Genomic DNA, 12,327 nt, shown 5'->3' with positions numbered 1-12,327 from the left:
CCGACCTCAGTACGCGCTGTTGACGTTGTCCATCGAGCCGTACTTGTCGGCCGCGTAGTTGCAGGCGGCGGTGATGTTGGCGACCGGGTCGTAGATGTCCCAGGAGGTGCCGGGGACGTGCCAGGTCTTGAAGGTCGGCGGGATGACCTGCAGCAGACCCTTCGACGGGATGCCGTTGATGGCGTTGATGTCCCAGTTGTTGATCGCCTTCGGGTTACCCGAGGACTCCCGCATGATGTTGCGGTGGATGCCGTCGTAGGACGCCGGGATGTCGTGCTTCTTCAGGATGTCGAGCGACTCGCGGATCCAGCCGTCGAGGTTGTTCGGGTAGCTCTTGACGGCGGCCTTCTTCTTGGCCTCGGCGCGCTTGGCGGCGCGGCTCGCGGCCTCCTTGGCCTGGCGCTCGGCCTCGGCCTTCTTCTTCGCCGCCTCGGCGGCGGCCTTCTTCTTGGCGGCGGCCGCGGCGTCGGCCTTCTTCTTCGCCGCGATCTGCTCGGCCTTCAGGCTGGCGCCGGCCATCTGGTCCGTGACGCTCGCCTTGACGTCCTTGATCTGCTGGGTGCTGTACGCCACCGCAGCCGGCTGAGCGGCCTCGGTCGTGGTCTTGGTCGAGGCACCGCTCGGCACCGCGGAGAACCCGATGGCGGCGGCACCGAGGGTGGCGACACCGGCCATGGCGATCTTGTGGTGACGGGTCAGGCTACGACTCTGAACACGGCTGAAGATGTTCTTGGGCATGCTGCGTTGGACCTCTTCGAATAGCGCGGGAGTCGCTCGGCGTCCGGCGTTGGACTCGGTGTGTTTCCGACACGAACGCCGCGGAGGTGAACCCACGGCGCTGAGCGACGTCAGCAATTCTTAGCGGCCGCAAAATCGCGTGGCAAAGGTGTGACGTACGAAGGGAGATAGTGGATCAGGGATGGGTAAATCGGGACAGATTGGACCGTATGCGCCGCTCAATAGGGGCGACTTTGTCTCCTACGTCCTTTCGTACGTGACGTGGGTCCTATGCGAGGGCTCACATCGCCCCTAGATCAGTCTCACGTCCCGTTGCACAAGCGATGCTCTGTGTGAGGCCCTTTCAGGGCAGCACGAGGTGCAGGTCCCCGAACTCGTGCCACAGATAGCGCCCTTGCAGCGCGGCCTCGTACCCCCGCTCGAGAGCCGTCCGCCCCGCGACCGCCTCCAGCATCAGCAGATGCGAGGCCTCCGGCTCGTGCAGCCCGGTCAGCAGCCCGTCCACCACCCGCACCCCGCGCTCGGGCGTGACGACGAGGTCCGTCCAGCCCGCACGCGCGCGTACGGCCCCGTCGGAGCCCACCGCCGACTCCACCGCCCGCACCGCGGTCGTCCCCACCGCCACGACCCGGCCCCCACCGGCCCGCGCCGCGTCGATCAGCCGCGCGGACGCCTCCGGCACCGCGAACCGCTCCGGGTAGGGCGGCTCGTGCGCCTCCGTCGAGGCCACCCCCGTGTGCAGCGTGACCGGCGCGAACTGCACCCCCCGGCTCACCAGCTCCGCCACCAGCCGCGCCGTGAAGGGCCGAGCCGCGCTCGGCATCTCCGCACTGCCCGTCCCGTCCGCCGACGGCAGCGCGAAAACCGTCTGGTGGACGGACAGCGGCTGGTCCCGCTCCGTATAGGCGTAGCGGATGGGCCGCCCGTGCTCCCGCAGCAGCCCCGGCACCCCCGGCCCGGACACCCGCGCCCACCACAGCCGATCGCCCCGCCCGCTCAGGGGCTCCTCCAGAACCAGCCCCGTCCCTCCCGGCAGGCGCACCTCCGTCCCCGCCGGCCCGCCCGCACGCACGCGTGTGGTGCCCCGCCCGTCGGGCTCCCGCAGCTCCACCGCCCAGCGGCCGTCGTCCCCGCGGGTGGAGAAGTGCACCACCACACGCGCGTGCCCGGACCGTCCGTCCACGGCCGCCGCCAGCGTGGCCGAGGTGTTGACCACCAGCAGGTCCCCGGCCCGCAGCAGCCGCGGCAGCTCCGCGAACGTGTGATGCGCCACCTCGGCACCCCGCGACACCAGCAGCCGTACCGCGTCCCGGTCCAGCCCCGGGCCCCGCTGCTCGACCGGCACCCGCGCCGACAGCTCCTCCGGTACCCGCACCGCCAGTGTCATCGCGCTCCGTCCAGCAGCGCCGCAGCCCCGTACCGCCCGCTCGCCGGACGCTCGTCCAGCAGCCGCAGGAACCCCGGCACCACGGCCGCCGGCTCCGGCCTCGGCTCCGGGTCGTCCGGCACGGCCGCCGCGTACAGCTCCGTGGCCATGTCCCCGGGATCCACCGCCCAGACCCGCAGCGCCGGCTCCTCCACGGCGAGCACGGCCGCCAGATGATCCAGGGCCGCCTTGGACGCCCCGTAACCGCCCCAGGTCTCGTACGCCTCGGCCGCCGCGTCCGAGCTGACCGCGACGACAGCGCCCGCGCGCGCGGCCCGCAGCAACGGCAGCGCCTCCTGGACCAGGCCCAGCCCCGCCACCAGGTTCACCTCCAGCGCCCGGCGCAGCCCCTCCAGAGGCAGCTCCTCCAGCCTGACCAGCGGCTCCGCGCCCAGCGCGCTCGCGTTGTGCACCAGCAGGTCGACCCCGCCCAGCCGCCAGGCCGCTGCCACCAGCTCCGCCCGGTGACCGGCATCCGTGACGTCCCCCGGCAGGGCGGCCACCCGCGTACCGTGCCCGGAGACGGACCGGGCCGTCTCCGCCAACGCCTCGGCACCCCTGGCGTCGAGCACCAGGTCCCAGCCCCGCCCGGCCAGAGCCTCGGCCAGGGCACGGCCCAGCCCCCTGGACGCCCCCGTGATGATCGCAACCGGCATGATCAGCTCCCTCTCGGTGATCGAAGTGCCCTCACCGTAGGAACGGGGCCGCCCGCACCGCTTCGGACGCGGGCCCCGATCCACCGGGTCCCTTCGCCCTACGCCAGAGGGCCGGGGGCCCAGGGCCTAAGGGCGGGGCGTCAGGGACCCAGACCTCGGTGTCCCGCCGTCTCGGCCCCGGGACCTACACCTCGGTGTCCCGCCGCCTCGGCCCCGGGACCTACACCTCGGTGTCCCACCGCCTCGGCCCCGGGACCTAGGCCGAGCGACCGGGCGCCCCGCCGCCACCGGTCCGATCCGCACCGTCACCGCCCGCCGGTACCGTGAGGTCATGAGTCACGGCCCCCGGTCCGGCCTCGCCGCGGTGAGCTCCGCGCTGCTGGCCATGAGCAGGCACCTCGAGGTGCGCGACGTCCTCAAGACGATCGTCGCCTCGGCCCGCGAGCTGCTCGACGCGCAGTACGCCGCCCTCGGCGTCCCGGACGACCACGGCGGCTTCGCCCAGTTCGTGGTGGACGGCGTCAGCGAGGAACAGTGGAAGGCCATCGGCCCCCTCCCACGCCAGCACGGCATCCTCGCCGCGATGCTGCGCGAGGCCAGGTCCGAGCGCCTGGCGGACGTCCGCAAGGACCCCCGCTTCGAGGGCTGGCCGAAGGCCCACCCGGACCTCGTCGACTTCCTCGGTCTGCCGATTCGCGACGGCGACGAGGTCATCGGCGCGCTCTTCCTGGCCAACAAGAACTGCGAGCGCCCCCAGGGCGGCTGCGGCTTCACCGAGGACGACGAGGAACTCCTCGGCATCCTCGCCCAGCACGCCGCGATCGCCCTCACCAACGCCCGCCTCTACGAACGCAGCCGCGAGCTCACCATCGCCGAGGAGCGCTCCCGCCTCGCCCACGAGCTGCACGACGCCGTCAGCCAGAAGCTGTTCTCCCTGCGCCTGACCGCCCAGGCCGCGGCCCGCCTGGTCGACCGCGACCCTTCCCGCGCCAAGGGCGAACTCCAGCAGGTCGCCGCCCTGGCCGCCGAGGCCGCCGACGAACTTCGCGCGGCCGTCGTCGAGTTGCGCCCCGCGGGCCTCGACGAGGACGGCCTCGTGGCGACCCTCCGCACCCAGATCCAGGTGCTCGACCGCGCCCACAGCGCCCGCGTCACCTTCACCGGCCACGGAGTGAAGGCCCTGCCCGCCTCCCAGGAGGAAGCCCTTCTGCGCGTGGCTCAGGAAGCCCTGCACAACGCCCTTCGCCACTCCGGCGCCGACCACGTCGACGTGACCCTGGACCGCCGGGGCAACGGCACCGTCCTGCGGATCACGGACGACGGCGGCGGCTTCGACCCGAGCGCGGTCCGCCGCGCGGGGCGCCACCTCGGCCTGGTCTCGATGCGGGACCGGGCCGGCGGCGCCGGCGGCACGCTGACCGTGGAATCGGCGCCCGGGAAGGGCACCGTGATCGAGATGGAGGTCCCCGGTGGCTGACGCAATCAGGGTGCTGCTCGTCGACGACCACCAGGTCGTCCGCCGGGGCCTGCGCACCTTCCTGGAAGTTCAGGACGACATCGAGGTCGTCGGCGAGGCGGCGGACGGTGCCGAAGGAGTCGACCGCGCCGAGGAGCTGAAGCCCGACATCATCCTCATGGACGTCAAGATGCCGGGCATGGACGGCGTCGACGCCCTGCGCAGGCTCCGCGAGCTGGACAACCCCGCCCGCGTGCTGGTCGTCACCAGCTTCACCGAGCAGCGCACGGTGGTTCCGGCCCTGCGCGCCGGCGCCGCGGGCTACGTGTACAAGGACGTCGACCCCGACGCCCTCGCCGGAGCCATCCGCTCGGTCCACGCCGGGCACATCCTCCTCCAGCCGGAGGTCGCCGGCGCCCTGTTGGCACAGGAGGAGACCAACGCGGGCACCACGAGGGCCGGTTCACTCACCGAGCGGGAGCGCGAGGTCCTCGGACTCATAGCGGACGGCCGTTCCAACCGGGAGATCGCCCGCGCCCTCGTCCTCTCCGAGAAGACCGTCAAGACCCACGTCTCCAACATCCTCATGAAGCTGGACCTCTCCGACCGGACGCAGGCCGCGCTGTGGGCCGTCCGCCATGGCGTGAGCGGCTGACACGCTCACTCCGCTGCCACGCAGAAGGTTGCGTTCCGGACTGAGATTCATACTGTCGTGGGAACGTCCCTCAGATGGCGCAACCTCTGCGGATCTCCACCGTTCTCAGTGCGTGCTGCGGCGCCTGCCGCGGCAATCGCAAGGAGGGCTCAGAAGTGAAGAACCTGAAGAAGGTCGCGGCCGTGACGATGGTGACGGGTGGCCTGCTGGCCGCCGGCGCGGGCATGGCCTCCGCCACCAGCGCGCACGCCGACGGCAAGGCCGTGGGCTCCCCGGGCGTCGGCTCGGGCAACGTCGTTCAGGCTCCGGTGCACATCCCGGTCAACGTCTCCGGCAACAGCGTGAACGTCGGAGGCGTCCTGAACCCGGCGTTCGGCAACCTCGCCGTCAACCACTGACGCCCCACCTCCGACTCCGAGCCGGAGAAACCACCGGCCTCCCGGCCCCCACCCGGGAGGCCGCTTGGCGTACGCGCTGTCCCCTGGCCGCGGGCATGCGTGCCGCCCTGGCGGCACGGGTGGACGTGGGGGTCCCCTCTGCTCGAGCGAAGCCGAAAGCCCGGGGGAGGCGTCCCGCTACGCCGGGCTGCGGACCCACCCGCCCCCGGACCCGACGCCGAGCACCAAGCTGCACAGAGCTGCGAAACCCCCAGCCCCCACGCCGGGCACCGTCACCGCACCCCCCGCTCCCGCTCCTCCACAACGGAGTTGTACGCCGCGACCTGCGCCCGCCGAGCCGTCCGCTCCACCGGCCGCAAGGCCTCCCGCCGTGCGAAGATCTCGGAGGAACTCACCGCACCCCCGTGCCCACTCTCGGTCGCGACGGCGATGAGCGTCCCCACCCGCTGCGCCAGCTCCAGCACCCGCACCGCCCTCGGCGGATACCCCGGCGCCAGCACCTCCCGGCCCCGCTCGGCCCGTGCCCGGTACGCGTCGACCGCCGCCTCCGCCACCGGCCCCGACCCGGCCACGTCCAGCCGGGTCAGCACCTCGGTCGCCTCCCGCAGGGCCTCCGCCAGCTCCCGCTCCGCCTCGCCCAGCGACGGCACGTCCGCGGGCGGTGCCTCCCGCACGGGCAGCACATGCCACACCACTTCGTCCCGCACATGCTCGGGCCCGGCCTCGTACACGTCCGGCACCAAGCCGTAGGCGGCTCCGTGACAGACCGCCGCCTCCTCGGCCTCCAGCGCCCGCGCGTTGAACTCCGGCGGCCCGCTCAGCCCCAGCGGATGCCCCGGCGCGGGCAGCGCCACCCGCAGCCCGGTCACCCCGAGCGTCCGCAGCCGTCCGAGCGCGAGGGTCAGCCCGACCTGCCCCGTCTCACCCGGCAGCCCCTCCACCCGGTGCACCGCGTCCGCGCCGACGATGGCCAGGACGGCGTCATCCGGCGAGACAAAACCGGCCAAAAGGGCATTTCCCTAAGCTGCGAGACGTCCAGCACGTGGTTCCGAGAGCATGCCTCCACCCTAGGACCCTCCAAGGACCGGACCGAGGGAATGCCCCGGCCGACCGGTGGCGTAGATTTCATGGAGGGCTGCGCCCACCGGCGCGGCGGACCGAGCCACAGGCTTACGCGACAGCCGAGACCGGCCACACTGCAAGGGGAGACAACGCGCTCATGAGCGATGTTCTGGAGCTTCAGGACGTATCCGTGGTCCGTGAGGGCCGGGCTCTGGTGGACCAGGTCTCCTGGTCGGTCAAGGAGGGCGAGCGCTGGGTCATCCTGGGCCCGAACGGCGCCGGCAAGACCACCCTCCTCAACCTCGCTTCCACCTACCTCTTCCCCAGCTCGGGCACCGCCGCCATCCTCGGCGAGACCCTCGGCAGGCCCGGCTCCGACGTCTTCGAACTGCGCCCCCGCATCGGCATGGCCGGAATCGCCATGGCCGAGAAGCTCCCCAAGCGGCAAACGGTCCTGGAGACCGTCCTGACCGCCGCGTACGGCATGACCGCCACGTGGCACGAGGACTACGAGGAGATCGACGAGCAGCGCGCCCGTGCCTTCCTCGACCGCCTCGGCATGAGCGAGTACCTGGACCGCAGGTTCGGCACGCTCTCCGAGGGCGAGCGCAAGCGCACCCTGATCGCCCGCGCCCTGATGACCGACCCCGAGCTGCTCCTCCTCGACGAGCCCGCCGCCGGTCTCGACCTCGGCGGCCGCGAGGACCTCGTCCGCCGCCTCGGCCGCCTCGCCCTGGACCCGATCGCTCCCTCGATGCTCATGGTCACCCACCACGTCGAGGAGATCCCCCCGGGCTTCACCCACGTCCTCATGATCCGCCAGGGCAAGGTCCTCGCCGCCGGCCCGCTGGAGCTCGAACTCACCTCCCGCAACCTCTCCCTCTGCTTCGGCCTGCCGCTCGTCGTCGAACAGGCGGGCGAGCGCTGGACCGCGCAGGGCCTCCCGCTCTCCTGAGCCGGACCCACACCCCACAAATCCCGGAGGGAGAACGGGATTTCACACCACGGGCGCCCTGTCGTCGACAGGGCCCGCGGACCTACCATGACCAGGTGGACATCGACGCATGGCTGTGGTGGCTCATCGGCGCGACAGCGCTCGGCATCGCGCTCGTGGTGACCGCCATGCCCGAACTGGGCATGCTGGCGGTGGGCGCCGTCGCCGCGGCGGTCGTCACCGGCGTCTTCGGCGGCGGCGCCGTGGCCCAGGTCGTGGTCTTCGCCGTCATCTCGACCGCGGGCATCGCCGTCGTACGGCCCATCGCGAACCGGCACCGCGCACAGCGACCCCAATTCGCCACCGGCGTCGATGCGTTGAAGGGCAGACAAGCCGTCGTCCTGGAACGCGTCGACGGCTCCGGCGGCCGGATCAAACTCGCCGGCGAGGTCTGGTCGGCCCGGGCCCTCGACACCGGCCACGCTTTCGAAGTGGGCCAGGAAGTGGACGTCGTGGACATCGAAGGAGCCACCGCGATCGTCATGTGACCTCGCAGGACGTAACCGGAGCGGAACTCCTCGCCAGCAACGCGACGGTCTGTCAGACTCGACCAGCAAGATCTTCGACAACCATAAGATCTGCCGAAGGCGCCGCAGCGGAGAAGGGACACGGGGAACGACGATGGAACCGGTCATCATCGTCCTGATCATTCTGGTGGTGTTGGTCTTCATCGCCCTGATCAAGACGATCCAAGTCATCCCACAGGCCAGTGCGGCCATCGTCGAGCGCTTCGGGCGCTACACGCGGACACTCAATGCGGGCCTCAACATCGTCGTCCCGTTCATCGACACCATCCGCAACCGCATCGACCTGCGTGAACAGGTCGTCCCGTTCCCGCCGCAGCCGGTGATCACCCAGGACAACCTGGTCGTCAACATCGACACCGTCATCTACTACCAGGTCACCGACGCCCGGGCCGCGACGTACGAAGTCGCCAGCTACATCCAGGCGATCGAGCAGCTCACCGTCACCACCCTGCGCAACATCATCGGCGGCATGGACCTGGAGCGGACCCTGACCTCCCGCGAGGAGATCAACGCGGCTCTGCGCGGCGTCCTCGACGAGGCCACCGGCAAGTGGGGCATCCGCGTCAACCGCGTCGAGCTGAAGGCGATCGAACCGCCCACCTCCATCCAGGACTCGATGGAGAAGCAGATGCGCGCAGACCGCGACAAGCGCGCCGCGATCCTCCAGGCCGAAGGTGTCCGCCAGTCCGAGATCCTGCGCGCCGAGGGCGAGAAGCAGTCCCAGATCCTGCGCGCCGAGGGTGAGGCCAAGGCCGCGGCCCTGCGGGCCGAGGGCGAGGCCCAGGCCGTCCGCACGGTCTTCGAGGCCATCCACGCGGGCGACCCGGACCAGAAGCTCCTCTCCTACCAGTACCTCCAGATGCTCCCCAAGATCGCCGAGGGTGACGCCAACAAACTCTGGATCGTCCCCAGCGAGATCGGCGACGCCCTCAAGGGCCTCTCCGGCGCCATGGGCAACTTCGGCGGCATCGGCGGTGGTTCCGGTGGCAACGGCGGCGCCACCGGAGCAAGCGTCCCCGCCCAGGAGCGCCGCGAGAAGCCGCACATCGACTGACAGCACTCACCGAGCAACGTTCCCCGCACCCACCCAAGGGGTGCGGGGAACTGCGCGATCAGCCGAGACGAACCCGCGGCGGAAGAACCACCCGAGGCCCGACGGCGCCCGCTTCACGCCGCATCCAGCACCAGCCAATCCGGCAGCGCCGCAAAGTCCTCCTGCGCCAGCGTCAGCAACATCGCATCAGCCGGAGTCGGTTCGAACGGCCGCCGCAGCAGCGGCATCCCCGCCTCCTCCGGAGTCCGATTCGCCTTCCGGTGGTTGTCCTGCGCACACGAGGCCACCGTGTTCAGCCACGTGTCCTGACCACCCTGCGACCGCGGCACCACGTGGTCCACGGTCGTCGCCCGCCTCCCGCAGTACGCGCACCGGTGCCGGTCCCTCACGAGCACACCCCGCCTCGACCACGGAGCTCGTCTTCGGAACGGCACCCGTACGTACTGGCAGAGCCTGATCACCCGCGGAGCCGGTATGTCGACCGCGGCTCCCCGCATCCGCAGTTCGGGGTGGGCCTGCTCGACGACGGCCTTGTCCTGAAGCACCAGAACGACGGCTCGGTTCAACGTCACCGTCGACAGCGGCTCGAAGCTCGCGTTCAGTACCAGCGTGTCCCGCATACCAGCCCACCTCCCGTGCACCGGCCCACCCCCTGGCGGGCTGGGATCAACTCTGGCCGGGCACGCCGAGATGGACAACGCAATATCTGCTGCTCTCACGAGGGGTGACCCCCGCGGCCCCCGGCAACAAAAATGCCCGCTCCTGATCAATTCCAAGACCAGGAGCGGGCAAACGTTCCATGAACGCCGGGATCGTGGGCGGCTTGCTCAGCCCTCGGCGGGCACCTCGTACTCACCGATCAGCTGGGCCCGCCCGATCGTGTGGAACCGCAGGTTGAAACCGACCACCGCGGGCGACGCGTCCGCGTCCGGCCCGAGCTTCTCCTCGTCCACGGCGTACACCGTGAACACATAGCGGTGCGGCCCGTCCCCGGGCGGCGGCGCGGCTCCGCCGAACTCCCTGTCGCCGTAGTCGTTGCGCGCGTGGATCGCACCCTCCGGCAGACCGTCGAACTTGCCACTGCCGGCACCCACCGGCAGCTCGGTCACCGACGCAGGGATGTCGAACAGCACCCAGTGCCAGAAACCGCTGCCCGTCGGGGCATCGGGGTCGTAGCAGGTCACGGCGAAGCTCTTGGTCTCGGGCGGGAAACCCTCCCACCGCAGCTGCGGCGAAGTGTTGCCCGCCGCCTGGACCTGAGCGTCCTTGAGCGTCGCGCCTTCCTCGATGTCCTCGCTCGTCACCGTGAACGACGCGACTGGCGGATGGAAGTCGTGGGGGAGCGGCCGCCGCTTGAGCTCGGTCACCTCGGTACCTCCTGATCGTTTCTTGCAGTCGCCCCCGAGCCTAGAACCAGTTGCGCTTGCTGCCGACCTCGGACAGCCACTGGTTGAGATACGCCGTCCAGTCCGTCCCCTGGTAGTCGTTGAGGCCCACCTGGAAGGACCGGAAGGTGTCGCTGCCCTCGCTGAAGAGCCCCGGCTTCTTGTCCATCTCCAGCACCACGTCCATGGCGCTCTGGTCGGCCACGAAGCTCAGCTCGACCTGGTTCAGCCCGCGGTACTGCTGCGGCGGGTAGAACTCGATCTCCTGGTAGAACGGCAGCCGCTGCCGCGTACCCCGGATCACGCCGCGCTCCATGTCCGCGTTCTTGAACCGGAAGCCCAGCTGGATGAACGCGTCGAGGATCGCCTTCTGCGCCGGCAGCGGGTGCACGTTGACCGGGTCCAGGTCACCCGAGTCCACCGCACGCGCGATCTCCAGCTCGGTCGACACCCCGATGTTCATGCCGCGCAGCGCCTGACCGTCGATCATCGTGATCGGCGTCTCCCACGGGATCTCGAGACCGAACTGCACCGCGTGCACCGCGCCCGCCTGCAGCTCGAACGCACCGCCCAGCCGCGACTTCGTGAACTCGATGTCCTGCTTGTACTCCTGGTCGCCGCTCTCCACCTCGACCTTGGCCTGCAGACCGACCGAGAGCCCCTCGATCTGCTGGTTGACGGAGCCGCCCTGGATCCGCACCTCGCCCTGGACGACACCGCCCGGGACGACGTTGACCTCGTGCAGCACCGTCTCGACCGAAGCCCCGCCGGCCCCCAGGCTCGCGAGCAGCTTCTTGAACGCCATGTCTCTCCCTCTCGCCCACAACGGGTGGATCCTTGATCCGTACAAACGCGATCCGGCCGTGGCCGGTTCCAAGCCCCACCCTGGCAAGGGCGGTGCCCGGCGGCCACCCCGCGGTACCACTCATCTCCAGTACCCTCGGACGGCATGATCGCGACCCCTGACCGTACGCCCCTGTCCAGGGAGTTCTTCGACCGGCCCGTCCTGGATGTCGCGCCCGATCTGCTCGGCCGCATCCTGGTACGCAGCACCCCGGACGGTCCGATCGCCCTCCGGCTCACCGAGGTCGAGGCCTACGACGGTGAGAGCGACCCGGGCTCCCACGCCTACCGCGGCCGCACCGCCCGCAACAGCGTGATGTTCGGCCCGCCCGGACACGTGTACGTCTACTTCACCTATGGCATGTGGTTCTGCATGAACCTGGTCTGCGGACCCGAGGGAAAGGCGAGTGCGGTCCTGCTGCGCGCCGGCGAGATCATCGAGGGTGCCGAGCTGGCCCGCACCCGTCGACTCTCGGCCCGCAACGACAAGGAACTGGCCAAAGGGCCGGCCCGTCTGGCCACGGCCCTGAACGTGGACCGCTCCCTGGACGGCACGGACGCGTGCACCTTCGAGGACACCCCGCTCCGCATGCTGACCGGCACGTCTGTGCCCTCCGACCAGGTACTCAGCGGACCCAGGACGGGCGTCGGCGGCGAGGGTGCCGTACACCCCTGGCGTTTCTGGGTCGCCAACGACCCGACCGTGAGCCCGTATCGGGCCCATGTCCCGAGGCGCCGTCGAAGTTGACGCGCTCTGCCGAGGTGCGTAATGTAGCCCGAGCCGCTGAACCGGGTATGGCGATCGCCAGCAGCCGGAAGCGGCCAAACCAACTACCTAGCGACTCCCCTCAGCAGGGGCGAATTCGGCGTGCCCGCATGCCCGAATTCGACGCCGACAGACTCGATTATGAGTTGGACGGGGAATCCGCTAACGTAGTGAATGTCGAAAGGCCGACGAGCGAAAGCCCGGGGCCGAACGGCAAATCCCATCGACTGGGAATCGGATCGAAAAGGATCTGATAGAGTCGGAAACGCAAGACCGAAGGGAAGCGCCCGGAGGAAAGCCCGAGAGGGTGAGTACAAAGGAAGCGACCGTTCCTTGAGAACTCAACAGCGTGCCAAAAGTCAACGCC

At 70.4% G+C, this 12,327-nt stretch carries 14 protein-coding genes; 7 read left to right on the top strand and 7 right to left on the bottom strand.

The annotated features are described in order from the left end of the window. Positions 1–6 precede the first annotated feature (6 nt). The 3 genes from ACIQU3_RS23095 to ACIQU3_RS23085 form a co-directional block, all read right to left on the bottom strand. Positions 7–738: a transglycosylase SLT domain-containing protein gene (locus tag ACIQU3_RS23095; RefSeq protein WP_361115738.1), complete on the bottom strand. Its 732-nt coding sequence runs from the start codon at positions 736–738 to the stop codon at positions 7–9. A gap of 343 nt (positions 739–1,081) precedes the next feature. Further along, the gene (locus tag ACIQU3_RS23090; RefSeq protein ID WP_403927540.1) at positions 1,082–2,125 is read right to left on the bottom strand and encodes an S-adenosylmethionine:tRNA ribosyltransferase-isomerase; all 1,044 of its coding nucleotides are present in this window, start codon (positions 2,123–2,125) and stop codon (positions 1,082–1,084) included. After that, on the bottom strand, positions 2,122–2,820 hold the full coding sequence (locus ACIQU3_RS23085) for an SDR family NAD(P)-dependent oxidoreductase (RefSeq protein WP_403927537.1): 699 nt from the start codon (positions 2,818–2,820) through the stop codon (positions 2,122–2,124). Before ACIQU3_RS23085 ends, ACIQU3_RS23090 begins: the two co-directional genes overlap by 4 nt. A 331-nt stretch (positions 2,821–3,151) precedes the next feature. On the opposite strand from ACIQU3_RS23085, the gene ACIQU3_RS23080 reads away from it, so the two are divergent. The 3 genes from ACIQU3_RS23080 (at position 3,152) to ACIQU3_RS23070 (ending at position 5,329) form a co-directional block, all read left to right on the top strand. Further along, entirely contained in the window at positions 3,152–4,297 is a 1,146-nt protein-coding gene (locus ACIQU3_RS23080; RefSeq protein ID WP_403744402.1) for a GAF domain-containing sensor histidine kinase, read from the top strand. Beyond that, entirely contained in the window at positions 4,290–4,931 is a 642-nt protein-coding gene (locus ACIQU3_RS23075; protein ID WP_403744404.1) for a response regulator, read from the top strand. The genes ACIQU3_RS23080 and ACIQU3_RS23075 overlap by 8 nt, the downstream gene beginning before the upstream one ends. Positions 4,932–5,086: 155 nt before the next feature. Then, a complete protein-coding gene (locus ACIQU3_RS23070) occupies positions 5,087–5,329 on the top strand; it encodes a chaplin (RefSeq protein ID WP_366709342.1) in 243 nt (80 codons plus the stop codon). Between the two features lie 272 nt (positions 5,330–5,601). Here ACIQU3_RS23070 and ACIQU3_RS23065 read toward each other — a convergent pair whose 3' ends face one another. Further along, positions 5,602–6,336, bottom strand: coding sequence for a hypothetical protein (locus ACIQU3_RS23065; RefSeq protein ID WP_403927534.1), 735 nt, complete (start codon positions 6,334–6,336; stop codon positions 5,602–5,604). Between the two features lie 212 nt (positions 6,337–6,548). Here ACIQU3_RS23065 and ACIQU3_RS23060 point away from each other — a divergent pair, with 212 nt between their 5' ends. The 3 genes from ACIQU3_RS23060 to ACIQU3_RS23050 all read left to right on the top strand — a co-directional run bounded on the left by ACIQU3_RS23060 (position 6,549) and on the right by ACIQU3_RS23050 (position 8,966). After that, positions 6,549–7,346, top strand: coding sequence for an ABC transporter ATP-binding protein (locus ACIQU3_RS23060; RefSeq protein WP_403744408.1), 798 nt, complete (start codon positions 6,549–6,551; stop codon positions 7,344–7,346). Between the two features lie 95 nt (positions 7,347–7,441). Next, the gene (locus tag ACIQU3_RS23055) at positions 7,442–7,873 is read left to right on the top strand and encodes an NfeD family protein (RefSeq protein ID WP_403927531.1); all 432 of its coding nucleotides are present in this window, start codon (positions 7,442–7,444) and stop codon (positions 7,871–7,873) included. Between the two features lie 133 nt (positions 7,874–8,006). Next, positions 8,007–8,966, top strand: coding sequence for an SPFH domain-containing protein (locus ACIQU3_RS23050; protein WP_234850251.1), 960 nt, complete (start codon positions 8,007–8,009; stop codon positions 8,964–8,966). Positions 8,967–9,079: 113 nt separating this feature from the next. On the opposite strand, the gene ACIQU3_RS23045 is transcribed toward ACIQU3_RS23050, so the two are convergent. From ACIQU3_RS23045 to ACIQU3_RS23035, 3 genes are all read right to left on the bottom strand, one after another. Next, positions 9,080–9,586, bottom strand: a complete 507-nt coding sequence (locus tag ACIQU3_RS23045; RefSeq protein WP_403744414.1) for an HNH endonuclease — start codon at positions 9,584–9,586, stop codon at positions 9,080–9,082. A gap of 207 nt (positions 9,587–9,793) precedes the next feature. Then, entirely contained in the window at positions 9,794–10,333 is a 540-nt protein-coding gene (locus ACIQU3_RS23040) for a YbhB/YbcL family Raf kinase inhibitor-like protein (RefSeq protein WP_403744417.1), read from the bottom strand. A 40-nt stretch (positions 10,334–10,373) separates the two neighbouring features. Next, positions 10,374–11,156, bottom strand: coding sequence for a sporulation protein (locus ACIQU3_RS23035; RefSeq protein WP_403744419.1), 783 nt, complete (start codon positions 11,154–11,156; stop codon positions 10,374–10,376). Positions 11,157–11,300: 144 nt separating this feature from the next. Here ACIQU3_RS23035 and ACIQU3_RS23030 point away from each other — a divergent pair, with 144 nt between their 5' ends. Beyond that, entirely contained in the window at positions 11,301–11,942 is a 642-nt protein-coding gene (locus tag ACIQU3_RS23030; RefSeq protein ID WP_403744421.1) for a DNA-3-methyladenine glycosylase, read from the top strand. Positions 11,943–12,327: the final 385 nt, after the last annotated feature.

The sequence above is a fragment of the Streptomyces sp. NPDC101110 genome (genome assembly GCF_044759525.1).
Taxonomy (GTDB): Bacteria; Actinomycetota; Actinomycetes; order Streptomycetales; family Streptomycetaceae; genus Streptomyces.
Note: the sequence above shows the minus strand (reverse complement) of the source record. Positions and strands in the feature narration are given on the sequence as shown.